The organism is Paenibacillus aurantiacus, assembly GCF_042431225.1.
Lineage (GTDB): Bacteria > Bacillota > Bacilli > Paenibacillales > Paenibacillaceae > Paenibacillus_Z > Paenibacillus_Z aurantiacus.
The window spans coordinates 1-26170 of the sequence record NZ_JBHMDO010000002.1; the positions used below are offsets into that span (position 1 = coordinate 1).

Here is a 26170-nt window from a genome sequence, read left to right on the forward strand (position 1 = left end):
CGTTCGTCCTGAGCCAGGATCAAACTCTCCATAAAAGACAAATTGGTTTGCCGTAACCGGGGGTTACGAGCAGCATTTTGTCGAGAAGTGCTTGTTTAGCTCATTACTTCACTAGCTTTGACATATCGCTCATTGTTCAGTTTTCAAGGAACAAGTTGTTTCTTTTGCTTGTCCGTCGCTCTCGCGGCCGGAATTAGAATATAACACATTGTCGTATTCCGTTGCAAGCTTTTTTTTTAAATCTTTTTGTTTCTCGTTCTCGCGTTTGTTTCGTTCGCTGAGGACTTTTACATCTTACACGCCCATACGACAAAATGCAAGTCTGTTTTTAAAGTTTTTTTAAAGGGCACTATCTAGGAGAAATATCCAAGGAAAAAGCCGCTCCCACGAACGTGAGAACAGCCTTCCTTTAACGCGTGATGTTTTTGCCGTAGAAAATCTCGTCCATCTCGTGGCGGAGCTGCTCGGTGATGACCTTCTGTTCTGCAGGCGAGAGCTTCTCCTTGGTGTATCCAAACAGATAGTTGTTCAGATCGAATTCGCGCAGCTTGCACTTCGTATGGAAGATGTTCTCCTGATACACGTTGACGTCGATCATGTCGTATTGGTCGATAATCTCGTCGGGAATGTAGTTTTGGATGGAGCTGATGTCGTGATCGATGAATAACTTGTGTCCCGTGATGTCCCGCGTAAATCCGCGCACCCGATAATCGATCGTCATAATGTCGGTGTCGAAAGAATGGATGAGATAGTTGAGCGCCTTCAGAGGCGATATTTCACCACACGTAGAAACGTCGATATCCGCGCGGAAGGTGCTGATTCCCTCGTCCGGATGATACTCGGGATACGTATGTACGGTAATGTGGCTTTTGTCGAGCGCGGCGACGACCGTATCCGGAAGCGGACCAGGCGATTCTTCGAACGACTCGGTCGGCGCGGTCTCCACCGGTCCTTCCGAAACCAGGATCGTGACGCTGGCCCCTTGCGGCTCGTAATCCTGACGGGCGATATTAAGCACATGGGCGCCGATGATGTCGGTAACGTGCTTGAGGATTTTGGTCAGCCGCTCGGAATTGTACTGTTCGTCGATATAGGCAAGATAAGCTTCCCGCTCCTCTTTGGTCTTCGTATAGCAAATGTCGTACATATTGAACGCGAGCGATTTGGTCAGATTGTTGAAGCCGTGCAGCGTGATGCGTTGTTCGGGCGTCAGTGACATGAAGGAATCCCCCGTTTCGTTAAAAGTTCCCGTCTAATGTTCCCTCGATCGGAGTCCCCTATTCCGGCCGCTTCCATGGTTCGGGGCAACAGCTTTTATTACCCGCTTGTCCGGAGTTCTATCAACGCCATGAAATGACGAGCTTCATCGCACCTTAAGCGAAGAGCGCTGTTCCAAGCGAAACTTGACGGACGCCTCTGCCAAATAGGAGGACTCTTCCCGCGAGCACGAGGTTTGAGCGCCGGCGTATGACCGTGAGCGAGCACCGACATACCGGAAGGCTGGCGGTTCAGAAAAGGCGGTCGCCCCGCCGGCGGCCTTCATACGCTCACCGCAATGTTTAATGACGGCATCACGCCAACCGCGTAGGACGCTTGCAGTTCGAGAGATGTTGGTACCGGCGAGTCACTACGCGCTGAAAAGCCTCGCCATGGTTGGCGAGGCTTGGTTGGCAGCTAGCGCGGCCGTTATTTTTTCTCCACGTGCAGCAAAGTGACCGTCTTGGATTGAAAAGTGCCTTGCAGGTGCTCGTCCTTAAGGACGCCCAGCTTGAGCAGACTGGCGATTTTGGAGGTGTGGGGCCTCGCCAGCAACCGCCATAACTGGGGATCGGGGAGTGCTGCATAGAGCTTCTCCTCGTCGTATTCCTTTCGCTCCTGCAGCACTAATTTGGCGCGGTAGCCGCCCGCTTCGAGTCCTGCCTCCCCCTGCTCCGCACAGTAGCCGGTAATCTCCGCGCGCAGCTCGGCGAGCTCCTGCTCGATTTCCTTATGCTTGTTCTTGAGTTGGTAATACCGCTTCAACTGTTGATCCACGTCCCCATCACGCTCCTTGATTCATCTGTATGCGGGAGGGACGGTTTTTAGGCTGGCTGGTTAACGGGTGGTGAGGCGCGGTGCGACTGGATAGAGACTAGAAATGTAGGTTGTGATGGCTGGGCTGTACTAGCTCACGCCGTTCGTATGCCGTCAGTTGATCGTTGCTGTAGGTAAAATGGTGCTCGGCGGGAGTCTGATGCTCCAGCATGTAAGGCAGAAAATGCGGTGCGTTGCTCACGACGCCGTAGTTGCGCGGGTGACACAGCCACTCGGGGCTTTTCCAATCGAGGATGCCTTCCCGCGTGCCTACTGGTCCTTCGAAGACATCCGCGTCCAAGGGCAATTCCGCGACAAATGCATACATGCCACCGCTCCCCTCCTCGCTCGTCCAGGTGACGATACCGGCGAATCGAAGCTGGCTCGCCTCTATGCTCAGTCCCGTCTCCTCCTCGATCTCCCGCACAATGTTCACAAGCGGCGTCTCCCCCTGCTCGAGCTTGCCGCCGACGCCGTTCCACAGTCCCATATTGGGCGCCGCGTTCCGGTTCAGCATCAGCACATCGTTCCCCCGCCGGATAAACGCGATCGTATATCGAAACATTTGGCCTCGCTCCCCCTTGCCTGCTAATTTAAAAAGTAGGTATGAAAAAAGACGGATGACTCCGTCTTGAGATTCGAGTGATTACGCCTCTGTTTACGGCTGTGCGCCTTCGAAGGCAAGAATCCGCTCGCGCGCGGCGTCGGAAATCGGCGTGCTCTTCCCCGTCTTCGTATCGATGAGCACGATCGCGCCGCGTCCGCCGGCCTTCAACTGATCGTTCACCACTAGCGCGTATTCAATGTCGATGGATGAGCGCCCGACATGTGCGGCTCTTATGTATAGCTTAATGGGGTCTTTCAGGTATAGCTGCGCCAGGTACTGGCACTCGAGATCGGCGACGACGGACACTTTCTCATCGGAGAACAGCTCGCCGGTCAGCTCCAAATTCTCGAAATATTCGATGCGCCCCTGCTCGAAATACATAAAATAGCTGACGTTATTCACGTGGCCGAGCAGATCCGTCTCGCAATACCGTACTTTGATCGGCGTGTAAAAACGAAATTTGTCCAGCCAGGCGTTGGGATCGGGCTGGATAAAGGATTCTTTTCTCATGACGAAGCTCCCTTCGAGTTGCACGATACAACATTCATTGTAGCAGGCCGCGGGCGCGAACCACAATATGGCTGTCGGACCGAGGCGCTTCGTTGAATGCGCGGCGTGGCGGACCTCAGCGGCTGGTCTTCGATAGGGGTTCGATTCCCCGTTCGATTTGAATACTGACGTCGGGATTAGTTGAGTTCATGTTCAATTGCTGATGCTTGATGGTTAATGATCGTGATCTAATGTTCATTAGCAAATGGTCGAGGGCTAGTCTTCGATGGCTAATTTTGAGAGTTAATCTTTGAGAGTTAATTTCGAGAGCTAATCTTCGAGAGCTAATCTTCGATAACGACTTTCGTGCCGGACGGGATCGCGTCGTACAGCCATTCTACGTCTTTCTGGAGCATGCGGATACAGCCGGCGCTCACGTATTGGCCGATCGACGACGGTACGTTGGTGCCGTGGATGCCGTATTTGGTGCCGTTCGTGTTCGGGACGTCAAGTCCCATCCAGCGGGTGCCGAGGGGATTCGCGGGATCGCCGCCGGGGATATTTTTGCCCGAGTAATACGGGTTCTTGATCTTCGTAATGATGGCGAACGTACCGGTCGGTGTCAGCCCCTTCTTCTTGCCGCTGGCGATCGCGAACGTCTTCGTCACCTTCGTGCCGGATAGGACGAACAGCTGGTTCGCGGATAAGTCGATCCGGATGCTGAGCGTCTGCTTGGACGGAGAAGGCTTCGCGGTCTGCGCGGTCGCGGAGTCTGGCTGAGTCAGTTGGGCCGGTTGGGTCGGGTGCGGCTTAGTCGCTGTTGTCTGTTGTGTCGTCGCAGTTCCGATTGCGGACGGGGTCTCGGTCTGTCCAGCGGATGAAGCTGGCGGCTTCGACTGCCCGGATACGGACCGACTTGGGGATGGGTCGGCGGCGGAAGCAGACTGCGTCGCATTGGATGTTGCGCCGGACTGGATGCTCGAGTATGCGTAGTACGGGTTGGGCACGGCGAGCTTTTGACCAGTCAGGAGCTTAGATGCTGCCGGATCGAGTCCGTTGAAGGTCGCCAGAAATTGCAAATACGCGGCAGGCTTGAAGTATCTCACGGATAGACTGTAAAGCGTATCGCCCAGCTGCACGGTATGTTTCACGTTCCCCGTCGGCTGCGGGATGACGAGATCGGCATTGGCCTCGAGTCCTCGGGCCGGGTCCAAAATGCCATTGTACTGCATGATGCTCCGGATGTAACCGTTACGCGTGAACAGACGGCCGGCGATCGCGTAAAGCGTGTCGCCCCGCTGAACCTCGTACGTGCCTACAATAATCGGATTCGGGAGGATGAGGGTGGCTCCCGCCTTAAGTTCCGCCGCGTTCGCGAGACCGTTGTACGCTGCGATCCGCGCGTAGCCGTCGCCGCTCAAATAGAATTGGCGCGCCACGCCAAATAGCGTATCGCCCGGTTGTACCGTGTACGCTACGCTGATGTACCTTCCCGCGGACGAATCGCCTTCCGCCCCTGCCGCCGTCCACATGAATTGTCCGACCGTCATGAGCATGACGATGATGCTCGCGGTCCATTTTACCCACTGTCTCACTGTTGATCACACCTTAGATGAATTCGCTTCGGCGCTGAGGTTTCGTCAAGATTCTTGTATTTTCCTGCTTGTTCGTGAGATGACGAGCGAAAACGAATCTTTGGTCCGGGGCGGCACAGTGTGACGGATTGTGGCAATGGGTCTTGGGGCGGTGAGGATGGCGGGACTTAGGTAGAGCGTGGTGGGATGATGCGTGTGGGATTTTGGGCGGGGACGAGGGGGTGGCCCGGGGTTGGGGATCAGCGAGAAGTGTGCGTGATCGAGTTGGTGCGGAGGATGACCGAGACGTGCTCGGTGAACATGCTGACGCGGGGGAAGTCGAGACGTGCACGGTGATCACGCTGGCACGAGAGAAGGCGAGACGTGCACGGTGAACATGCTGACGCGGGGGAAGTCGAGACGCGCACGGTGAACATGCTGATGCTGGGGAAGTCGAGACGTGCTCGGTGAACATGCTGACGCGGGGGAAGTCGAGACGTGCACGGTGATCACGCTGGTGCGAGAGAAGGCGAGACGTGCACGGTGGACATGCTGATGCGGGGGAAGCCGAGACGTGCACGGTGATCACGCTGGCGCGGGGGAAGTCGAGACGTGCACGGTGATCACGCTGGCGCGGGGGGAAGTCGAGACGTGCACGGTGATCACGCTGGCGCGGGGTGCACGGTGAATGTGATGGCGGGATGTCCTTCCCCTATCGCTGCTCGCTTAAGCGGTAGCGGTGTAGTAAGATGAGTGGATAAGAACGTGAGGACATGAGGTGCTGAGATGGGCATTAGTTTTACCCGCTCCTTGATCGATCGGCTGACGCGCGAGATCGCGGAGCTTGAGACGACAATCCGGGGACATCAACAGAAGCGCAAGAAGACGCTGGGTAAGATCAACCAGCTGCAGCGCGATCAGAAGCTGAGCCAGTCGGCGAGCGACTTGAGCAGCAAGATTACGCGGGAGAATAAGCAGCGCAAAGAGATCGAGCAGCTCGATATGGAACTTGCGCAGATGGCGAAAGCGCTGAAGGAGAAGCAGGCACTGCTTGCGGCGCAGCGAGGAAAGAACAGCGAGGAATAGGAACGAGACGATGAAACCGGGACGCTTAGGCGCCCGGTTTTGTTGTTTGGTGTAGATGGGCACTTATCGGGCAAGTGGGCGAAGGTGACGGTTGTTCAACCGGAAACACAGCGTCCCGATAAAGAAGTACGTTTCCTACGTAGCCAGCAGCGGCAATTGGGGCAAGATGTTCTTCGGTTTGAAGACTTGTAGTCCTCTTGCGTCAAAACGATCAAGCCGCAAGCAACGACCACCATATTCGATTCGTCCCCGGGAGCTAATGCTGTAGCTGAGGTCTCTCTTAATTGTGGTGCTAATACAGCGTTAGGCACTGGACTGGCAACGTGCATCTGGTGGACCTATACGCCTAGTAAAAACGGAGGTCGCCGCTGCTTGCCGACGCCCTCCGTCAATCGTTTAGTTCATAATAATTCGCTGCTGGTCGTCCATCTGGACCGTTCCGCGTTCCAGCGCGCATTCGATTCCCGTTCTCACGGCCTTATCCAAGGCGGCTCCACTGCGCGCATAGCCCAGTGCTTTCACCACCTGCTTGATCAGCTCTTCTTGCGGCAAACTGATCTGGGAGGCAAGCACGTATTCCACCGCTGCGGCAATCTCCTCCGGGGGGAGTTCGTCGGCGGCACGACGCAGCGACTCTTCCTCCGCGACTCGAAAATGCGCGTAGTGGTGCGGATCGACGCCCTCCGGCCAGAAGTATATCGCGTCCTCACGCTCGGTTCGCGTGCCGCTCAACTGTTCCAGCAGTTCCGTTAACCGCTGATCGAGCTTAGCGCCTAGTCGCGAAATGCCCCATGCCTGCAGGATGCGCTTAGCTAGGAGCCCACGGCTGATCGGCCCCTCCTCTTGGATGACCTGCCGGATTTGCTTCAGAATGAAGTCAGAGTTGGACGAGGCGTAGAACGAATCTGTCCCCCAATCGACTTTCTCCAGCGCGGCAGGGCGATAGACTTGCTTGCTCTCGGTCGACTGCGCCGATTGCGCGACAGCGGCGGGGTCCGACGAGGCGGTTGCCGCTGCTGTCGGTGGCGTTGATGTTGATTGCGTTGATGTCGGTAGCGTTGATGTCGGCGGTGTGAATGTTGGCGTCTCTGATACTGGCGGCGCTGCTGTTGCTGCAGATGGCCAATTCAGAACAGCCGCCTTCGGCGATTCGAGCGGGCCTTTCGTCGCTTCTTCTCGTTCTGTGGCCGATTGCTGTATCGCCGCCACGATCCCCTCCACGACTTTATCCGCATTCTCCCACCAATCCGGCGTCCACAGCCGATAGAGCTTCCATCCGAGTTGGCGCAGCACCTGCTCGCGCAAAATATCTCGATCGCGCGCCGTATCGGCATTCCGGTACATCGGTCCATCCATTAGAAGGCCAAGTGCGTATTGCCCGCTCTGCTCGGGGTGACGCACGCCGATGTCGATCCGGTAGCCGGACGTGCCGACGTAGAGATCCGTCTCGTAGCCGCGCTGCCGCAGTTTGTCCGCGACGGCGCGATGGACGTGGGAGACAAGCGGAATCTGCTTTGCCAGTTCCCCGGCCGGCAGCGCGTGTTTGCCTTTCTCCGCATACTCTAAGAACGATCTCAGCCCGAGCACCCCTTGCGCGCTAATCCGGCTGGCCTGCAAATGATGAGCGCGAAGCGTGGAGAAGACAAGCATCTCTTCTCGAGCACGGGAGACCGCGACGTTCAATCGGCGCCACCCGCCTTCGCGATTAAGCGGCCCGAAATTGAGGTTCACTTTGCCGCTCGCATCGGGTCCATAGCCGACGGAGAACAAAATGACGTCCCGCTCGTCCCCTTGGACGTTCTCCAGATTCTTGATGAAAATCGGCTCCGGCAGCTCGGCCGCCAACCGCTCCAGCTCCGGTTCGCGCGCGAACGCCGCGTCTAGCATATCTTCGATTAACGTCTGCTGAATCGAGCTGAAGGTGACAACGCCGAGGCTTTGGCGCTTCTCGGGATGCTTCAGCCGGCGCGCGATCTCCGCGATGACCGCTTCGCCTTCCGCGCGGTTCTGCTTCGTGCGTCCGCGATCATAGAACCCTTCGATCGGGAACCACGTGACGCTGGATACCGGCTCGTCGGGAGAAGGGAAGGTCATCAGCTTGTTGTCGTAATAATGGGCGTTGCTGAACGCGATCAAGCTTTCGTGACGGCTGCGGTAATGCCACGTCAAGTGCCGCTGCGGCATGCCGAGCGACAGGCAATCCTCGAGAATGCTCTCCATATCCTGCAGCACTTCTTCCTCGTCCTCCGCGTCGCCGCTGGATTTGGAGAAGAAACTCGTCGGCGGCAGCTGCTTCGGATCGCCCACGATGACCGCTTGAGCACCCCGCGCCAACGCTCCGACTGCCTGAGCGGTAGGTACCTGGGAAGCTTCGTCGAAAATGACCAAGTCGAACTTCGCATGCTTCGGATCTAAATACTGTGCGACCGAAATGGGACTCATCAGCATGCAGGGCGTCAATCGGGACAGCAAATTCGGAATGCCTTCGAACAGCTTCCGAATCGACATCGAACGGCCGCCGCTGCGGATGGCCCGCTGCAAAATACCCGCTTCCGAGCTTTGCGCCGCTTCCTTCGTGATTTGCGGGACACGGGCAGATAGCCGCGAGGCGATTTCTTGACGGGTCAATTCCGCGAATCGCTGATCCGCTTCCTTGAACCGTTTGATCGCCTCCTCGAACAGTTGGCCCGAGAAGGCGCCCAGCTGCTCGTTGCGCGCAATGATGAAGTTGGCGCAGGCGCGGTACAAACCGCGATCGAACGCGCCTTCGATCTCGCCCGTCGTGATTCGGCCTTCCTCGTAGCTGGCGATGAGCGGCTGCAATCCAGCCTCCATCGCTTGTTCGCGAATGCGGCGCCAAGCGCTCCAATCGCGAAGCTGATCCAAATGGGAGGACCATTGTTGTGCCTTGCCTTGCATGAAGCGGTACCAGTGTTCGTTCGCGGCAGCTGTTGTTAGTGCAGACCAGTCCGCTTGGAGCAATCGTCCGATTGCTTCTTCCGCTGCGGCGATCTCCTGCCCGGCGCGTACCGCGCGAAGGAGCTGGTCCTGATGCGCCGGCATGCCGCTTCGGCCACTCGCGAGAAGTTCTGCTAGGCGGGTCTTCGTCTGGGTAGCGCCGACGACGCCGAAAGCTTCAAGCAGCGTCCGATCCAACTCCAGCAGCCATGCGCAAGCCGCATCGGCCGCATCCCAGTCGCCTTGTTCTTCGCTGCGGATCGATTGTCCCATCAGCGGGAGGATCGCAGTCCCTCTCTCGCGGAACGTCCGCTCCTCCTCCTGCAGGGAGATGATCGAAGACAGATGGCCCTTCACCTCGGCCTTCGCGATCGTCACGCCAGACGCCGCCATGCCTTGGAGCAGCTTCACGATCCGGTTCTGGCCTACCCATCTTGGCAGCAGCCATTTCAGCTCGGTCTTCGTCCACTCTGAATTCGTCAGTTGTGCGTCGAACTTTAATGCCTCCGGCATGAACGCCGCCAACACTTGCGCCTTCAATCGATCCCGCTGGCGTCCTTGTGCCGTCGCCGCTTGTACCAGCGCCACCGTCTCCGCGACATTAGGCGCTTGCAAGAAGGCTGGCTTAATATCCGGAGTGCGGCTGAGCAGCTCGCACAGTCGGGCAAAAAGGACCGTCTGCTGCCGTGACATCGCCGCGACAGAGGAGATGCCGAGTAGATCAGCGGCTTGGGCATAAGCGGCTTCTCCTTCGGATAGATGCGCTGCGTACCGATGTAGCAGATTCTCCGCTTCCGCTTTCACCGGCTGCGTGTAATTCTTCAGTTGCACATCCGCGAGCGGATGACCGTGCGGATTGCCGCATTGGCTGCCTGCGGTGACCATCTGGGATACGAGGTCGCGCCAAGTCGTCCACCGCTCCGGCTGCAGCGCCTCGATCGAAGCCGCGTCGAATTGAACGCAGTCCGGTCCTTGCCCTGCCTGCTCATAACCGGAAATGGCTTCGAACAGCGAGATCCCGAAATGCTGCTTGCGATGCAGCGCTTCGACATAACCGTTCAGTTCGTCGCGAAGCCCGGCCAGACGATCGGACTGCGCATTCCACCCCTCCGGCGGCAGAATGCGGGCGGTCTCCAGCACCGCGTTCAGCTGATCGAGCACTGCTTTCTTCGTGCTCTTATTCGAGTGCAGCTCCAGGCAAAACGGACCTAGCCCGATCTGCTCCAATCGGCGCTGCACGACGGATAAGGCCGCCATTTTCTCCGCGACGAACAGCACTTTCTTGCCGCTTGCCAGTGCGCTTGCGATCATGTTCGTAATCGTCTGGGACTTGCCGGTGCCCGGCGGGCCATGCAGAACGAAGCTCTCTCCGCTTCCCGCCGCCTGGATTGCAGCCAACTGGGAAGAGTCCGCGCTGATGGGGACGGCCAGACTGGAAGGTGATGTGTTGTCTAGTGCCACCGCGTCGTCCGCCGCTCCTTGCCACTGCAGCTTGCCAGCCATGAGACTGGCCACGATGCGGTTCTCCGCCAGCTCCTCCGACCGCGAACGGATGTCGTTCCACATGACGAACTGGCCGAACGAGAACAACCCCAAGCACGCGCTCTCCTCCACGTCCCAGCGGGGGACTTGAATGAGGGCATGACGGAAGACGTTGAACACCTGCTTGAGCGCGATGCCTTTCTCGTCCCGCGGGAGCGGATCCAAGCCGCCGATGCCGATGCCGAAGTCCTGCTTGATCATCTCCAGCAGCGTTACGTTAATCTGCGGCTCTTCGTCGCGCGCCCGGATGACGTAGCCTTGGCGGGAAGATCGGCGAATGATGTCGACGGGCAGCAGCACGATCGGCGCGTAACGCGGCGCTTCGCTGACGGGGGATTCGTACCATTTCAACAAGCCGAGCGCCAGGAAGAGCGTATTCGCCCCATTTTCTTCAAGTGAGGTTCGGGCAGAGCGATAGAGATGGATGAGCCGCCGGTCTAACTCCGAAGATTGAAGGTCGGCGCGCAGACGCTTGCGATTGAACTCCTCCCGCAGCAGCAGCGCCAGCGGATGATTGCTGTTCACATTCTGGTACAAGCCCGCGCTGCGCGCGTTGTCCTGCCAGTCGCTCGGCTTGGCCAGCAGCTGGAACTCCTCCCGCTCCGCCAGCGCATCCTCCAGATCGCTCAATTGCGCGGTGATGATCGGCACGCTGGATTTGGTCAGACGGAAATTGAGCAGTCCGTTGCGCAGCGTCATATCGAGCAGGCGGCGTTCCCACTGCTTCTGCTTCGTGCCCGGTTGGAGGGTATCGACCTCGATCGGCTTGCCGAGCTCCTCCAGCTGCTCGGGTGCAGCGGATGGGCTTGCGCTCGAAGATGCCGGTGTGGATTCAATGACCCAACCGTTCCCGCTGGCCGTCCGGATCGGAAGCGGTCGTATCGCCGCCGCGCGCGCTCTGCGGATGTCCACGAGGCAATCGAATTGATCCGGATTGTGCAAATGCGCGATCGCTAGATTAACCGCTTCGTCGAAGCTGGCGGCCGATCCTTCCACGAAAGCGGTCGCTTCCATGACGCACATCTCGTTCACGCCCGGCGCAAGCCGCTTGGTCAGCAGCGAAATATCGTCCTGCACGCTCTCGGCGAACGTTTCCTCCACCAGCCATACGCCTGTGAACGCATGACCGGTCGTGAACACGAGGAGCGGATGCAAGCCGACGGCCTCTAAGCACGCGGCATAGAGAAGGGAGAGATCTAAGCAATTGCCCATGCGATGCGCGACAATCGTCTCCGGTAGCCGGACACGCTGTCCGATCTGCTCGAAGCTCGGCGGCGCGACGCAGTATGCGATTTTACGGTTATGGAGGGCAGCGTAAATCGCGGCGGCTTGGATGCGCGCTTGATTCGCGCTTTTGCTCTGGTAGGCGGTGAATGATGGGCTCCCCGTCCACTTGGCCAGGATATCCGCCGCTTCGCGCACGATGCTCGCGATATGCTGGTGATTCGGCGTGACGAAGGCGGCCGTCATTTCGGGTAGGACCGCGAGTCCGCTCCACTCGTCAAAGGCGAGGATCGTGATGGTGCCGCGCTCCTCGTGGACGAGTTGATTGTCGGATCGGACGGTGATGGTGAGCGTCCCCGTGATGCGTTCCGTCAGCTCCGCGAGGAATTGCGCCGACATTTGGAGATTCACGATGCCCAGATCGATCGCCTGCCCCGCTGGCAGTACGTCGACAGACTTACTCCATTCGTAGGCGAATGCGGGCTCCGCCGTGATGGTGACCGTTAGATTACGAAGGTCCGCCTCTGTTCGATTGGCGAGCACGATCTGCCGCACGACGGGGACGTGATTTTGCTGCATGGCGTAGTTGACGGTCTCGCTATAGTGCCATTGAACTTGTAAGGCGTGTTCCAACCGTAAAGCCTCCTTCCTGTGTAGAATAGATGCTTCTATCATAGCACTATCCTATGTTGGCGCGCGCGGGGATAGGAGGAATATTGGGAATTTTGTAGGATTTTGAGGGGTGGTGGTTGGGATGGGAATGAGGGGATCGATGGAATGCAGAAAAAGCGATGGCGCTTCAAGGTGCCACCGCTTTATCCTTTATTTTCTTACGTAGTAGCTCTCCCAGTCGCGTAGGGCTTCGGCTAGTTCTCGTTCTCGGTGAGTATTTCTTTCTGCGAAAGTTGAGTAACTATAAAAAAAGCCAAAGGGGCACATCCGTCCCTCTTTGATCTACCACTTATACATGTTTGTTGACCAGATATAAAAAATAGTTATCAAGATCTGATAGCGTACCTATCTCATCCACGATCAAGTCTAATCCTTGCTCAATATACCTTACTAAATAGTCATCAAAGCCATTTGCATCTAATGGCTCCCCAATCTTTTCCATCATAATATGCTTGTAGAGGATATAATCTTCGCCCTTAGCAACGACCCCGTTGCCCACAACGTGTTCAGCTCTTTTTCCTTCACGTTTTTCTGGAATTATATCGGAGGTAAGTCCTTTTGCAAATGCAAGTTTTAATGCCTCGGGGCGCTTTTCCGTCCAGTTCAGCTCGCTCATAAATTTAAAGAGCTTCTCTTCCCCTTCAACCGTTAATGAAAATCGTCCATGTGCCATTGCGAGCGCCCCTATTCAAAAAAATAACCTTCAACGATCTCTGTTGACTTGATTTCATCGTTATACTCCAACAAGTACGACTTTTGCACAAACGGTGTTATTTCTTCAAAGAAATCTTTAGTAATCTCCGTATCCGTGGACAGTATAATAACCTGGTCGCTAAGGTTCGTGAAGAATCGATTAACGAGATTCGATTTATGATCACTATCCAGCCGTGCAAGCGGGGTGTCTATAACGAACGGAAAATTAGTACCCGCTACTTTGGTGAGCGCCCAAATCATCGCCAAGGCAATTAATTGCTTTTCTCCTTCAGAGCGAGAGGATAGATTAATTTCAACGTCCGCGTCATCGTAAATACGAAGCACAAATTCTTCAGGGCTAAACTCGACGCGATGTAAATCTTTTTTCCGGAACAGTTGAATTATGATGTTCTCAATTTCCACCTTAAGACGTTCTGCTTTTAGCACCGTAACACGATTAATAAATTCCCTAGTTGCCCCAATGAGTTTAGTCATAAGGTTAATTTTATCTTCCACAGGTCCGAGATTTTGTCTTTTTTGCCGGCTCTCCGTGAGTACGCGTGACAATCGGACATGTTGATCTTGCAGCTTACGCAGCGTTTCATTTCGTGACTTTCGTGTAGTATAAAGGGCACCTAGCTCTTCAGAAATTTTTGCAATCTGTTCATCTTCTTCATGAGTATCAATAACTTCTGGAGCATCATTAATTTGTTCATGCAGTGTCTTCAGTTCTGCTTCCACACGAGCACGTTTAGTGATCAGGTCCGCAATATTGAAGTTATTGTTGGGGCTCCAATTCAATATTCCTTGTAATTCATTATGTGACAAATCGTTAACGTGAAGCACATTCATCGGTTCTACTTTGATCTCTTGTACTTTGTTTATTCGTGACCAGGTCTCACGCCCAGATTCCGTTAGCTGATTTTTTTGTTCAAGGCTTAAAGGTGGATTCACCTGTTTGCTAAGCATATCCGTGATAAATTTATCAAATGGAGCGAACAACGCCTGGCTGCGATTAAGATTAGAAAGATAAGTCTGCTCCTTCCTAATCGCTTTCTGAAGCTCCATAACCAACGGCTTTAAGATGAGCTTCGGGAGTGCTTTGTCGAAGCTTTCAATTGCTTTATTGAGTTTATCTAGTTCGTTTTCCAATTCACCAACACGACGATGAATTTGCCCCTTTGTGACAGAAGAATTCGCAAGTTTTCTGCGCCTCTCCTGATTAAGTCTATTTTTCTCTTCGTTTAAATACTCAATTTTGAGATCATCAGGTCTCTCTTTGGCTTTTAGCGACTCCAATTCATTTGCACACGCCTCAAGTTCGGCAATAAGTTTTTCCAAATCCTTATCTTTAACCGATTTAGACAAGTTTAGTTCAGTTGTGTACTTGATTTGCGATAGATCGCTATGTAACTGATTATACAATTCGAGTGAAACGATTTTTTGGATGGCTTCAACCGTTTTTGACGAATCATGTTCACCTACAAGATCCTTGATTTTCTCCGCGTCGAAAATAAAAAATGGAGCGACGTCTATCGGTATTCGTTGGTCAATAAAAGCATTAAATTCTTCATCCGATGTCGTTGCTTCACGTAGGAGATCTCCAGCCACAACAAAAATACGCCGAATTTCCTGCACTTCGCCTTTGTCATTTTCTCTAAAAGTTATCTCTATGACGTATTGCCCAGTCCTGTCAGAAAACGAAAGCTCGATACTGCTTTCACGACCGCCCTCTCGATAAAAATTGCGGTTGATTGCGTCACTTTTGAACTGATCATACTCCTCTTTAGAGAACATCCTTCGACCATATAAACAAATGAATACGGCATTAATAAGCGATGTTTTTCCGTGACCATTCTTACCGCCAACAAGAGTAATATTAGCCTTAAATGGACCGGGAGATTGTTTTTCAGTGTTAAAATTAATCTCCTGGGTTCCATAATAAGGGCGGTAGTTTTTAAACTGGATGTAGTTAAAAATCATAGAACGTTGATCCCCGCTTCCTCTTCTTCCACCCAGGTTTCAATACACTCCGTAATGCGTTCGTAGATGCCTCTTCTTCTTGCCATATTTTTATCCGCATATTCCTTTTCAATCATAAAAAGCTCTCTGAGGTACTGCGGATCTACGCCATGTTTATTGCAGATTTCAACTAAGAGATCATCTTCATCTTGAATAATAGTCGTCACGCTATCGTCACCTTCACTTTTCTTCTCGAGTAACTAGATGTCTGTCGGAAGCTTTAGACATAGTGTATAATCTACATTATAGTAATTTAGTACCTTTTTTACTAGGAGGAAATACTTTGGAGATTCTTTGCTCTCCCCACACAGAAGATATCGAAAGCTACTTGAGAACAAAGGACATCATACACCAACGTTATCTCCACTTGACCCCCACTTTAATCTTGTTCCGGCGTCGTGTTCAGTTTTACCTGGAAACAAAGGAACTCAAGCACGCCATAAAAAACAACCCCGCAATCAATCAAGACATGAAGTCTGAAGATAAAGTCCACCAATACGTACATGTTTTTGAAATCAATCATTTTGTTAAAACACTGCTCAAAAAAGTAACTGAGCGCGTCTTAAACAAAGCTGAAGCAACCGTAGTGCTTGAGCGCATCATCACCACGCATCCTGCCACCAACAATCCAAGTTGGTTTTCCGTAACTTTTGACCTATACGATCTTTTTTCGGAGTTCAGCCAGAGTGGCCTATCGACCTCAACTCTTCGCGGACTTGATCAGAGCGCTAAGTGGCAACTTGTTCTAACCATCTATGAGACATACTTGGCAGAACTTGAGGCGCTTAATGTTTCGGATAGATCGCTTACTTGCAGGCGACAATTGGAATCTCTCGATATATCTGACTATGCTGAACTTGTTTTAGACGGCGCTTTTTTGCCGATAACGCCGGTTCTGCAAGTCATCATTGATAAATTTCACGCCCAGGGTAAGCCCATTATTACACTACTTCCATTTGACTTGGACCAACCAGAGCACCCGGCACTTAAAGCTATCACTAGGGTGTACGAAAACTTTAAATCCAAAACAGACTGGATCTCTATTCAGTCAAAGCACGCGGAGTCTCCTTACATCAGACGATTACCAAAACTTGTATTCCAAAACGGAAATTCCACAAATTTAGATACTTCTCTTCAGATTCTACGTTTTCAAACCGGTGAAGAAGAGCTGCACTACATCATGCAATCAATCTATGTACTACTAAAACATAAGGGAGTTCTACCTAAACAAGTCGTACTCGTTACACCCGGTGTCATGGAAATTCGCCCTTTAATCCGAGAAATTTCTGAACAGTATAATCTCCGTGTACACTTGCCCAAACGACCGTTACTTCATTTAAACCAAGGACGTGCCATCAAGCATCTCTTTGATATTCGTGTGGATATGCGAAAAGAGAAAAACACCTACATGACTACTAAGATCATAAAGGTGTTTTTGAATGACTCTATTTTAAAAAACAGTCCAAAGCTGCTTGATGCTTTTGAAAAAGTTGAAGGCTTCTTCGAAGATTGCATCTCTATAGAGGATTTTACGACCAAATTAAATGACCTTGTGCAGGCGAAGGGACTTTTGGAAGAGAGACATGAGCAACATCCACTCAATAGCGTTACATTTGATCAACTCAATGAGCTGAATATGATTGTTCAGTTCCTGGGCGAGGTAAGTCTGTCCTTGGTTTCAGCACCAATCGCACGTGTAAGTGAACATGTCCAACAGCTCATTACACGTCTTCAAACGGACGAACATTTTCGAGAACTCGATCCCGACATTTGGGATCGCATTGAATCCATTAGTACATCTGCAAGTGGGCAACGAAACCTGCCTATTACAGGTATTGAATTCGGAACAAGAGTGTCTGCACTCTTTAACGAAAGCGAAGAATTTGAACCAGGTGAACAGCCAATCGAGGACGAGACAGATATTGATTTAAAACGCGAGATCCTAGTTACTGGTCCTAACAACGTTGAATTCCAGCGTTACGATTACGTGTTCCTTTGCCGCTTTACACAAGACATTTATCCAGAGCCAAAAAGATACACGTGGTTAAAAACAAAACAAGTCGAACAGCTCCTGCTCCAGTATACGACCGCTTTTAAGCTTCCTGATACGAAGTCGTTGGATTTGTTCTACTTAGATCGGTCAATATATCACATTTATCTTGCCCTGTCTGCGCCGCGGATACAACTTACGATCTCTTACGCTAAAATGGACAATGGTCAACCTTTAACGCCAGCGCATTACTTGCACGATATTGCCCGAACGTTTCGCATTGAGGAAGGCAACCGACTAATTAATAAGAAAGAAAAAACGCTTGAACAACTTTTGGAGGAAAACCGCATACTAAAATCACCATCTAAATATTCTCCGGCTAAAATGTTAAGTGAAGGAAAACCTATCCCTTGGAACCTGATAGGACGTTCCTTCACAGCTGAGGATGTAGCGGTATTTCATTATTGTCCAAGGCGCTTTTATTATCAAAGCCAATATACGCAGGAACATGTCTACAATCAAATGTTTCATCTTCAATCTTACGCAACGTCGTGTCTTTACGAAAAGACCGTTGAACTATTTGTTCAAAAAGAGTCATTTCCTATCACAGAATCGATTGATACAAAAAAACAACTAACCAGACTGAATGCTGTCATTCTCGAGCGACGTGCTGAAGCCGAGCAAATGGTACGTCCATTGTTTCCACTTAGCAACCGCCTTTGGCACAATATACGTGTTCAAACGGACTTTTTTTTAAGATCGCTTTTACATTCTATATTTGATGGTAATTTCATTCGCGAACTTCATCAGCGCGGGAACTCCATCATTAAAGTTCAAATGACCATTGCCAATCAAGATGACATCATTCAGGTTGACGATTTTAGCTTCTCGTCAATTCGAGAGCTTGAGGTTCAGTATCTTGGATTGGAAACACATCGATATTCCATATCTAATCGAAAAGATATCCTCTCGTTCTCCTCATCTGATCATGATGAGAAAGAAACAATGGAAGAGATGAAGCGCTGGTATACCGCATTTAAGCGTGAATTCAAGAAGCGAACTCCGAGTGTTATAAAAGCACTTGAGCAAGTGGTAAATGGAATCACTACAGGTTCTTTCCCTAAACAAACGGGCGGACACTGTATGTACTGTTCGTTTAACAAAATTTGTCGTGAGCGAGAGGTTGATTCATGCTAACCACTGAACAACAAGCAGCCGTGAACTCCACTCAGAAATTCATTTTGGTGAAAGCTGGAGCAGGAACTGGTAAAACGGAAGTTCTTAGCCAAAGGATTCTGCGTCTGCTTCAAGAACATAACGAGCTTAGCATTTCCGATATGGCAGTTATTACCTTTACGAACAAAGCAACTGAGAACCTGCTTGCTCGTTTGAAGTTATATCTATATCATCATTGGAAAGAGACAACTAACCCCGATACCAAAATGCGTTTTCGATATGAACTCGAAAACTTGAATGCAGTTCAAATCTCGACCATCCATAAGTTCTGCAAGTCAATCTTAGATCAGGCTGGACCTCTCCATTATCCGGACTTTAATTATGCACCGAATTATTCGGTAACAGAGGCGTCAACGCGCCAAGCAATGGATCGGGCATTTGAAGAATGGTATCTTGAAAAAAATAAGCGAAATGAAAAAATTCAGCATGAGAATGTCATGCCGTATCATCGCTTTCGAAACGTATTTGAAAAACTATACCACATGCTAAGATCACAAGGAATTTCGATTACCGATGCTCTAAAGAAAACCAAAGCAGAACTTTCGCTTGATACAGGAGCTATTCGCGCTTATAAAAAGGAACTTGTGGAGCTGCTGGAGCTTGTCGTTGATTATCATCAACAGCTTCGATATCAAACACTCGATCCTGATAACTTACTTGAATATTGTTATAAGCTTTTGAGTAGGGACGCTGATTCAGTGAGCCATGTAAAGTCTGCATACAAGTACATTTTTGTAGACGAGTTCCAAGATACTTCCCTATACCAAACGGGTATTATTAAGAAGATTTGCGATGGGACCCCTGAGAGTCCTTCGCTCTTTGTTGTTGGTGATAGCAAACAGTCCATCTATCAATTCCGCGGCGCGGACTTGTCCTCATATCAACAAGTGGAGAAATGGATTAAACGTTCAGGAGAAATACTTTCTCTTTCTACCAATTTCCGATCCACTACAGAACTAGTTTACCTTGTTAACACACTATTTGAGCGCATTAAAGGAGCCAATCCACAATATTCATTCCAACCGGAACCGTTGAAACCCAAGGAAGTGCCAACGTTACCTGTCAATACTGCAGAAGCATATGAGTGGATTATGTCTAATGAGAAAGAAGGGAGAACACAACCTGAACTTGTTGCCCATTATATACAAGAGCAGCTTGAAGCAGGTAAATCTCCAGGCGAGTTTGCCATTTTGTTTCGAAAAAATTATCAGATGATGGATTTCTTTAATGCCCTGTCGGCATTAAAGATCCCTTGTCAGCTAATTGGTGCTGGGAATTTTTATAATCAACGCGAAATAGTCGATACCTACAAAATCCTAAATTACATCCTCTCCCCAACGAATACCGTCTACGCGGAAGAGGCACTTGAAACAATTTATATCCAAAATGATAAGGAGCAATTAAAACTAATTACTGAGCATGTTGTCCCAATTACTCAAAAACGGACACCTGCTCAGCTGCTTGATCGCCTATATCAAGTGACAAACGTACGCGAACGGCTTGTAACCGATTTGCCGAAAGCTGTGGCAAATCTAAATAAACTAAAAGAATTGACCCGACAACTAAGCATCGGTGAAAACATACAGCTTCAAGAATATACGAACTGGCTACATTTAATGATTGCCTCCCATAAAGAAGAGCAGGAATCGGATACTGCTGACGGAGAGAATGTTGATGCAGTAACCTTAATTACAATCCATAAAGCTAAAGGGCTTGAATATCCAATTGTCATACTGCCTCGACTTGAAGAGGCAGTAAGTCAAACGGTTCTTGCCCCACCTATAATTTATTCACACACAACAGGGCTTGAGTTTAGCTATGCACCGTATTTTGGCGACCGGAGTGTACGAATTAATAGTAATGGCTACAATACACTGATCCAACCATACCAAGACGAGCTTCACTCTGAAGAACTACGTGTTTTTTACGTTGCTCTAACCCGCGCAGAAAAAAAAATAGTGTTCGTCGGAGACGAACACTGTCCAAAAAAATCAATTTGTTTTCAAAATTGGCTCAAACTACTCTAAACATGAACTGGTAAACCAAACACGTCCAGAAGCCTCTCTAAGCAACTCGCTAAGAGAGGCTTCTTTCTTTTCATCCATTCCTGTAGGTTTCAGATCCATTACAAATGTATAAGTATGCCGGTCAGGCGTTAAGTAATCATTCAGTGCGCCGATTCGAACGCCATTAACCCCCATATCGGCAAGGATGTGCTCTACATCAAACAAAATCGAATTTCTCTTAAGATGACGATTTTCTTGTACAAAAATGGAAATAGATGCATCCGACACACCTTTGGCACGCAAGTGACGAATTTCTGTCGCAATAAACAAAACTTCATCAACCACACTTGCAAACGTCAAGATATTCGATTGGAACGTTCGAAACCACGCTTTACGAATCTCCTCATATTCAGGCACACTTAGGCTAGGATGAAGAAACTGCACCAGTTCATTTGTTAGTCCGGTAGAAACCTCATTTATCTTAAACTTAGACGCCAGGATTCCATAAAGCACGTCTTCAATTACATGGGGCTGTTCGAATCGATCCTTGGTTAACAAGAGCTTATCCGGGATGACTTTTGAAATTCCCATCACTCCAATATCATGCTCTGTGATGTTTACTAACCAACATGCGCACATTATAGGAAACATAACCTTCCCTTGATAAATGCCTTCTCTAACGCAAAACCCGTTACGCTTTTCAAGCTGTTTAGCGAGCTTGTGCTTGTAGTGCCGTACTTGTTCATATGGGGACAGTATCGACTTTGTCTGCCCTTCAACTGAAAGCTCCCAATAGTTTGGAGAGAGCCTTTTTATTGTTTGTGTTGCGTAATCCTTTACCTCGATAATTAATGCTCCTGCATATGGTGAGAATACTACGATGTCCGGTGTTACATCGTCGACATGTGGCTCATAAAACAAATGCCAAGCGTTCGAAAGGGAGTTTTTTAAGAAGGTAAAAACCTGCTTCTCCCCACGAGTTTGGAAGGTCGGGGAAGCAGGATAAGTTATTGCCACTTCCATAATCTCCTTATCATATTAAGTTTAGCAAGCGACTACTTTTACTCCGCCGCAATCACATTTAAACATTGGGTCCGCCTTCATTAATTATTATTTTGCTGTCAGGAAAGCGCAAAAGGAATCAATTTCTTCAATCGTATTCATATGTGACAATGAAATTCTTACAGAAGAACGTATTTCGTTTAGAGTTAGTCCTATGCTGTGGAGAACATGGGAAGGCTTACTCGAACTACATGCTGATCCAGTAGATAAGGCGTACCTATCTGACAACTTTTTGATCAAAAGTTCGTTGTTAGTCCCACGAAATTGAACATTTACGATCCCCGGTATTTTATTCGTCACATCGCCATTAAACCGAACGATATCTGGGAACAACTCTACAAGTTTATGCCTAAGATGTTCCTCCAGCTCTTGAAGTCTAATTGTGATTTCTTCTTGCCTGAGTAGGGCAAGTTCTGCAGCTTTCCCAAAGCCAACAATATTATGAACACTAAGTGTACCACTTCGATAATTATATTCTTGTCCACCGCCATGAATAAGCGGGGCAAGTTTAGTTTTTATACCAAGCTCATCCTTTCTGATAATAGCAGCTCCGATGCCTTTCGGACCATGTAGCTTATGAGCCGAAAGTGAAAGAAACCGAACTGAACGTTCCAGCGGCGATGTCTCGAGTTTTCCGACCACTTGCGTCGCGTCTGTATGAAAGAGAATACCTCGCTCTTCACAACGCTTTGCCATACTACGTATATCGTTTAAGACTCCCGTCTCATTGTTACCCCACTGCACGCTTACTAATACCGGTTCAATATCTAAGGTAGCTGCCAAAGCAGTTTCATCCACACGCCCGTATGAATCAACGTTTATATACATGACTTCCATTCCACGCTGTTCCATGTAGCCTGCGACTTCAAGGATGGAAGAATGCTCAACTTTGCTCACTGCAAGAGAATGCTTCTTCCCTCCGTAAGTTTCCATGACCCCTTTTAATATCAAATTGTTACTTTCCGTAGCACCGGAAGTGAATATAACTTCATCAGAATCGCAACCAAATAATTTAGCCACCTGAGCGCGAGAAGCTTCGACAGCGTCTTTTGCATGCATTGCCAGCGAATAATATTTGCTTGAGGGGTTTCCGTACTCTTCATACAGATAGGGAAGCATCGCATCAACCACACGAGGATCTATCTTGGTTGTTGCACTATTGTCAAAATAGATCATTCAACCCACTCCCGGTAATTTGGTCAGTAAATTAACAATCATCTTTTCTTGATTGCCGGCGTAGTCATACTCGTTTTCGAGCATTGTAATGCCACGCTCTAGATGAGCATTAAATAGATCCGGAAAATACTCTTCGTCGGTGATTTGCCTTTCAAGGCGCTGAGCGATCAACGCCTTAAAAACAAAGTCATATGTTCCTGTGAGGGTATTTCTATTGAACTCTAGTCCAGATGTATCTTTAACAAAATTGACGACCGGTTCCGGGTTTCTAAGCGAAAGAATGACGGCGTATCGGCAAAGAATATTTGGTGTCAGTCTAATTTTATCTTGGAGCTCTTTTAGTTTGTCGCCTGTTTTTTTTGATGTCCTAAGTCTGAAGTTCATGCGACAGCTCCTCCTGTTTCATTGACATATGAAAATAATCGGTATTCCATTTGACTGTTGATCTCTCAGTATCATAGTCAATTGTATAAGTTTTAGCTAGAATCGGTTCAATTAATGAGAAGTTCTCTTCATTTATCTCTGAGTCGGTGGAGAGAATAATTACTTGTTCACCGCACCGAGGAATAAATGCTTCGATGATACTCTTTTTATGTGTTTGATCCAGTCTTCCAAGTAGTGTATCAAACACAAATGGCAGCCGGCGATTCGAGCACATCGCCATTGCCCAAACCGTCGAAAGAAGCAATATTTGCTTTTCACCTGCGGACAGACTTTCAATATTGATCTCATCTTGAGCATTGTTGAAGATCCGAAGTTGAAATGTCTCAGGATGTATCTTCACACGCGTAACAAAGAGCTCTTTCCGAAAAATCATCTGCAGCATGTGTGCAGCTTGTTGTTCCACTTGTTGTAATTTTTTGCGAATTTGTTTAGTCCGAAAACTTCTGCTGACGTCCAATACACGAGTGGTGATTTCAAAAATGTTGCCAGCTTTTTTTGTGTCAATTACTTTTTCTTTTTGAGTCTCATATGCTTTCGATTTATCTTCCAGTTGTGCTTGAACGAGGATAACAACTTCTTGAAGTTGTTTTTTCTTCATTGCGAGCATCTTAACTTCGTTTTCAGTATCCCGAATGTTTTCGATTAATTCTTTTAATTCACTCGAAGAATCATTTTTATCAATTTGCTTTTTTAGTTTTTGGACCTTCTTTAGCAGTTCTGAATTGACTTTAAAATCATTAAGCATTTCATCTGGGTTAAATGAAGCTAGCTGATTAAAAAACGCTTCAATTTCCGCACGTTGGAGACTTGAAGCATTATGAATAACTCGATCGTCTTCATTGGAAATGAGATTTAACAAGCCCATCAAGATTTTATTCGATGTGTCCACTGACACATCATTCAAGCCCATATTAGCCCTCAATACAGCTTGCATATCAGAGCTTTTCACTATGGACATCACATTGTTTTTCACTTCGTTTTTAGACTCTCGTTGCATCTGTTCCAAAGTTGCGGCGACAAGATCTTTAACTAGAACGAATGGGAGAAGTGACTGCACCATTTCTCGGTTTTTTTCCATTTTAAGATATCGTTGATTTTCAATGGTGTTTATTTCGTTAATAAGGGTATCTCTACGTTCTTTAACCAGTCCACCATGAACGTTAAAAAGCCTATTATGATCTTCTAGTTGAGCATTTGTATCTTCGATTTTTATTTCAATTTCATTTATTTCCCGTAGATGTTGCTCATACTGACTCTCAATATTATTTCTTTCATTTTCAAGATCCAATAGCTTTTTCTCTTCATCCGATAAGGTTCCCATTATATCATCTTGCTTTAAATAGCTATTTAAATCCGATTCCAGACTCTCAAAAAGATCCAAATTAAACATTACTTTTGCAGTTTGTTGAAGGTAATCCGATAAGGTTTCTTTTGAAACCACCTGTGAAATCTTTTCACCATCGAACAAACAAAACTCCAGAAGCTGAGGTGGCGTTTCTTCCCGTAGCCTGGAAAAGAACAAATCGATCTCTGATTCGTCATCTATTATGAAACCATCTCGATATAATTTTAAATCTTCTTTTAATGATGTCTTAGTCCGTGACCACGCACGGGATATTGTATACTCGTATTTTTTCCAGTCCTCTACTATTTCCACATCAATGTTAATAGAATAATGTCGCAGATTCGATTTCAGGGCATGTGTGTTGAGGCGAGCTTCGATCTTTTCAAAATAAGCAGGTGATTCATTTTTTAGTCCAAACGCAAAAGTGCCATAGAGGGCAAGTCGGATAGCCTCCAAAATTGTGGTTTTACCCGAACCATTTTTGCCGCCAAATAAAACAACATTTTTTGATTTACCAGGTGTTCTAAGGTCAAAGTTATATCCCCTGCCCCAGAAAGCTCCAATATTCTCTAGTTGTAGTCGATTAATCTTCATTCCTTGTAACCTTCAACCTTTCCGTAATGTAACCAGTCCTGTTTGAGGATCTTATCAAACTCTTGGAATAAACCCCGCCGAACACGATAGCCGCTGTAGTTTTTCTCGACGTTAACAAGCTTTTTCATAAGTTGCATGCTGACCCCATGCTCATTGCACAGAAATTCGAGTTCGGTAATTTGGTCATCTTCAAAAAGAGGACGCTCATTATATTCCCAATCTAAATCTGTACCTACTATTTCTTGATATATTTTTGGTAAACTGTCGTTCCAATCGCCTTCTTCAATCCAGAGCTTCCTGATATGTTTTAACTCTTCAACTGTAATAAGTTCATAGGACGGATCGTAGGGGTTCTGTACTTTTATCTGGGTCTTTAACAACTCACGTAAAATAGTTTTGCGTGCTTCGAGTGTAAATGGTCCCAAACCAAGCTCACGTTCTTCTCCACGTCCCACAAAATAAATACTACCGTTCATTCTTCTTTTTTCGCGCATATCACGGTCTTCCCGAATTTCGGATAACCACTTACGATATTTAGCAAGCGGCCTCAGCCATTCTTCACCGGATTCAATAAATCCGTTCAGCGCTTTATCCTCAGCAACCACAGTACATGTCCAGCAGCCAAAACGGCTATTGCCACATGATCCCGCAGATTCTTTAATGTCTTTATCTACAATTAGCGGACACTCACCACCACTTGAATTCTGATAAAGCGCATGAAGTTCATGATTGTCATTGCCCCAAGGCGACTCTTCAGTCAACAGATAGTTCCAAACATCATCTAATTCGAAATGGCGTATTGGCGCATAGACATAGGCGTTAGAAAGCGTTGAATGGCGCATAAGCACCTTACCTTCAATTGTATGATTCTCCATTACCTGCGCACGCGTAGCGCTCTCCGAGTCACGTACTCCAAGAACCATAATAACCTCACCGAATTGATCTACTTTATCCTTAATAAATTTGTTCGCAGGATCAATTTTCATACGGTCAGTACACCAACGAAACTTTTGCCGAGGCGAAGGATAGCCTTTTCCAATAATTGAAGACCAGAAGCTTTTTTCAATCTCTGGACGAACTTTATGTGTTTCAATGGGTAGGTCTAATTCAAGCGCTTTTGTTTGAATGCGCATAAGCGTTTTGTTTATTGAAGCAATAATCAATGGCGTTTCCACTAATGTATCAGAGGAAATGATGTAAACTTTTTTGTGTCTCTTTTCTTCCGGAAGCTTCTGAATAGCTTGAAAAACAAGTTGCACAAGAACTGTCGAGTCTTTTCCGCCACTGTATCCTACAACCCACGGCAATGAGTCCATAAGATATACCTTTTGAATGTTTTGAATCGTTTCGTCTGTTTTGTCAAATACTAAAAACATA

17 protein-coding genes are annotated in these 26170 nt (G+C 48.7%); 3 read left to right on the forward strand and 14 right to left on the reverse strand.

Annotation, left to right across the window (positions count from 1 at the left end):
• Positions 1-409 precede the first annotated feature (409 nt).
• The 5 genes from speD to ACFFSY_RS00370 all read right to left on the reverse strand — a co-directional run bounded on the left by speD (position 410) and on the right by ACFFSY_RS00370 (position 3954).
• Positions 410-1219 carry an adenosylmethionine decarboxylase gene (gene speD, locus ACFFSY_RS00350; RefSeq protein ID WP_377488208.1) on the reverse strand — a complete coding sequence of 270 codons (810 nt, stop codon included), beginning with the start codon at positions 1217-1219 and terminating at the stop codon, positions 410-412.
• Positions 1220-1686: 467 nt separating this feature from the next.
• On the reverse strand, positions 1687-2034 hold the full coding sequence (locus tag ACFFSY_RS00355) for a hypothetical protein (protein ID WP_377488211.1): 348 nt from the start codon (positions 2032-2034) through the stop codon (positions 1687-1689).
• A gap of 97 nt (positions 2035-2131) precedes the next feature.
• Complete coding sequence (locus ACFFSY_RS00360) at positions 2132-2638, reverse strand: NUDIX hydrolase (RefSeq protein ID WP_377488214.1); 507 nt, start codon at positions 2636-2638, stop codon at positions 2132-2134.
• Between the two features lie 93 nt (positions 2639-2731).
• Entirely contained in the window at positions 2732-3190 is a 459-nt protein-coding gene (locus ACFFSY_RS00365; protein WP_377488216.1) for an acyl-CoA thioesterase, read from the reverse strand.
• A 323-nt stretch (positions 3191-3513) separates the two neighbouring features.
• Complete coding sequence (locus tag ACFFSY_RS00370; RefSeq protein ID WP_377488445.1) at positions 3514-3954, reverse strand: L,D-transpeptidase; 441 nt, start codon at positions 3952-3954, stop codon at positions 3514-3516.
• Between the two features lie 1575 nt (positions 3955-5529).
• On the opposite strand from ACFFSY_RS00370, the gene ACFFSY_RS00380 reads away from it, so the two are divergent.
• Positions 5530-5829: a hypothetical protein gene (locus ACFFSY_RS00380; protein WP_377488219.1), complete on the forward strand. Its 300-nt coding sequence runs from the start codon at positions 5530-5532 to the stop codon at positions 5827-5829.
• Between the two features lie 396 nt (positions 5830-6225).
• Here ACFFSY_RS00380 and proA read toward each other — a convergent pair whose 3' ends face one another.
• From proA to ACFFSY_RS00400, 4 genes are all read right to left on the reverse strand, one after another.
• Positions 6226-12186, reverse strand: a complete 5961-nt coding sequence (proA, locus tag ACFFSY_RS00385) for an anti-phage protein ProA (RefSeq protein WP_377488221.1) — start codon at positions 12184-12186, stop codon at positions 6226-6228.
• Positions 12187-12514: 328 nt separating this feature from the next.
• Complete coding sequence (locus tag ACFFSY_RS00390) at positions 12515-12898, reverse strand: hypothetical protein (RefSeq protein WP_377488224.1); 384 nt, start codon at positions 12896-12898, stop codon at positions 12515-12517.
• An 11-nt stretch (positions 12899-12909) separates the two neighbouring features.
• Entirely contained in the window at positions 12910-14901 is a 1992-nt protein-coding gene (gene dndD / locus ACFFSY_RS00395) for a DNA sulfur modification protein DndD (RefSeq protein WP_377488227.1), read from the reverse strand.
• Positions 14898-15107 carry a DNA modification system-associated small protein gene (locus ACFFSY_RS00400; protein ID WP_377488230.1) on the reverse strand — a complete coding sequence of 70 codons (210 nt, stop codon included), beginning with the start codon at positions 15105-15107 and terminating at the stop codon, positions 14898-14900. Before ACFFSY_RS00400 ends, dndD (ACFFSY_RS00395) begins: the two co-directional genes overlap by 4 nt.
• A gap of 116 nt (positions 15108-15223) precedes the next feature.
• On the opposite strand from ACFFSY_RS00400, the gene ACFFSY_RS00405 reads away from it, so the two are divergent.
• Positions 15224-18127, forward strand: a complete 2904-nt coding sequence (locus tag ACFFSY_RS00405; protein ID WP_377488233.1) for a PD-(D/E)XK nuclease family protein — start codon at positions 15224-15226, stop codon at positions 18125-18127.
• A complete protein-coding gene (locus ACFFSY_RS00410) occupies positions 18121-20193 on the forward strand; it encodes a UvrD-helicase domain-containing protein (protein ID WP_377488236.1) in 2073 nt (690 codons plus the stop codon). Before ACFFSY_RS00405 ends, ACFFSY_RS00410 begins: the two co-directional genes overlap by 7 nt.
• On the opposite strand, the gene ACFFSY_RS00415 is transcribed toward ACFFSY_RS00410, so the two are convergent.
• The 5 genes from ACFFSY_RS00415 to dndC all read right to left on the reverse strand — a co-directional run bounded on the left by ACFFSY_RS00415 (position 20185) and on the right by dndC (position 26169).
• Complete coding sequence (locus tag ACFFSY_RS00415; RefSeq protein ID WP_377488239.1) at positions 20185-21189, reverse strand: nuclease-related domain-containing protein; 1005 nt, start codon at positions 21187-21189, stop codon at positions 20185-20187. The two genes, ACFFSY_RS00410 and ACFFSY_RS00415, sit on opposite strands and share 9 nt — an antisense overlap.
• A gap of 93 nt (positions 21190-21282) precedes the next feature.
• The gene (locus tag ACFFSY_RS00420) at positions 21283-22410 is read right to left on the reverse strand and encodes a cysteine desulfurase family protein (protein ID WP_377488242.1); all 1128 of its coding nucleotides are present in this window, start codon (positions 22408-22410) and stop codon (positions 21283-21285) included.
• Positions 22411-22794, reverse strand: a complete 384-nt coding sequence (dndE, locus tag ACFFSY_RS00425; RefSeq protein ID WP_377488246.1) for a DNA sulfur modification protein DndE — start codon at positions 22792-22794, stop codon at positions 22411-22413.
• The gene (gene dndD, locus ACFFSY_RS00430; protein WP_377488249.1) at positions 22778-24793 is read right to left on the reverse strand and encodes a DNA sulfur modification protein DndD; all 2016 of its coding nucleotides are present in this window, start codon (positions 24791-24793) and stop codon (positions 22778-22780) included. Before dndD (ACFFSY_RS00430) ends, dndE begins: the two co-directional genes overlap by 17 nt.
• On the reverse strand, positions 24790-26169 hold the full coding sequence (gene dndC, locus ACFFSY_RS00435) for a DNA phosphorothioation system sulfurtransferase DndC (RefSeq protein ID WP_377488252.1): 1380 nt from the start codon (positions 26167-26169) through the stop codon (positions 24790-24792). Before dndC ends, dndD (ACFFSY_RS00430) begins: the two co-directional genes overlap by 4 nt.
• Position 26170 lies beyond the last annotated feature (1 nt).

Excerpts from the sequence above, each read along its gene's own strand:
- dndD (WP_377488249.1), bottom strand. The coding sequence starts at position 24,793 with ATGAAGATTAATCGACTACAACTAGAGAATATTGGAGCTTTCTGGGGC.
- ACFFSY_RS00380 (WP_377488219.1), top strand. The coding sequence starts at position 5,530 with ATGGGCATTAGTTTTACCCGCTCCTTGATCGATCGGCTGACGCGCGAG.
- ACFFSY_RS00390 (WP_377488224.1), bottom strand. The coding sequence starts at position 12,898 with ATGGCACATGGACGATTTTCATTAACGGTTGAAGGGGAAGAGAAGCTC.
- dndE (WP_377488246.1), bottom strand. The coding sequence starts at position 22,794 with ATGAACTTCAGACTTAGGACATCAAAAAAAACAGGCGACAAACTAAAA.
- dndC (WP_377488252.1), bottom strand. The coding sequence starts at position 26,169 with ATGTTTTTAGTATTTGACAAAACAGACGAAACGATTCAAAACATTCAA.
- ACFFSY_RS00360 (WP_377488214.1), bottom strand. The coding sequence starts at position 2,638 with ATGTTTCGATATACGATCGCGTTTATCCGGCGGGGGAACGATGTGCTG.
- speD (WP_377488208.1), bottom strand. The coding sequence starts at position 1,219 with ATGTCACTGACGCCCGAACAACGCATCACGCTGCACGGCTTCAACAAT.
- ACFFSY_RS00410 (WP_377488236.1), top strand. The coding sequence starts at position 18,121 with ATGCTAACCACTGAACAACAAGCAGCCGTGAACTCCACTCAGAAATTC.
- ACFFSY_RS00420 (WP_377488242.1), bottom strand. The coding sequence starts at position 22,410 with ATGATCTATTTTGACAATAGTGCAACAACCAAGATAGATCCTCGTGTG.
- ACFFSY_RS00365 (WP_377488216.1), bottom strand. The coding sequence starts at position 3,190 with ATGAGAAAAGAATCCTTTATCCAGCCCGATCCCAACGCCTGGCTGGAC.
- dndD (WP_377488227.1), bottom strand. The coding sequence starts at position 14,901 with ATGATTTTTAACTACATCCAGTTTAAAAACTACCGCCCTTATTATGGA.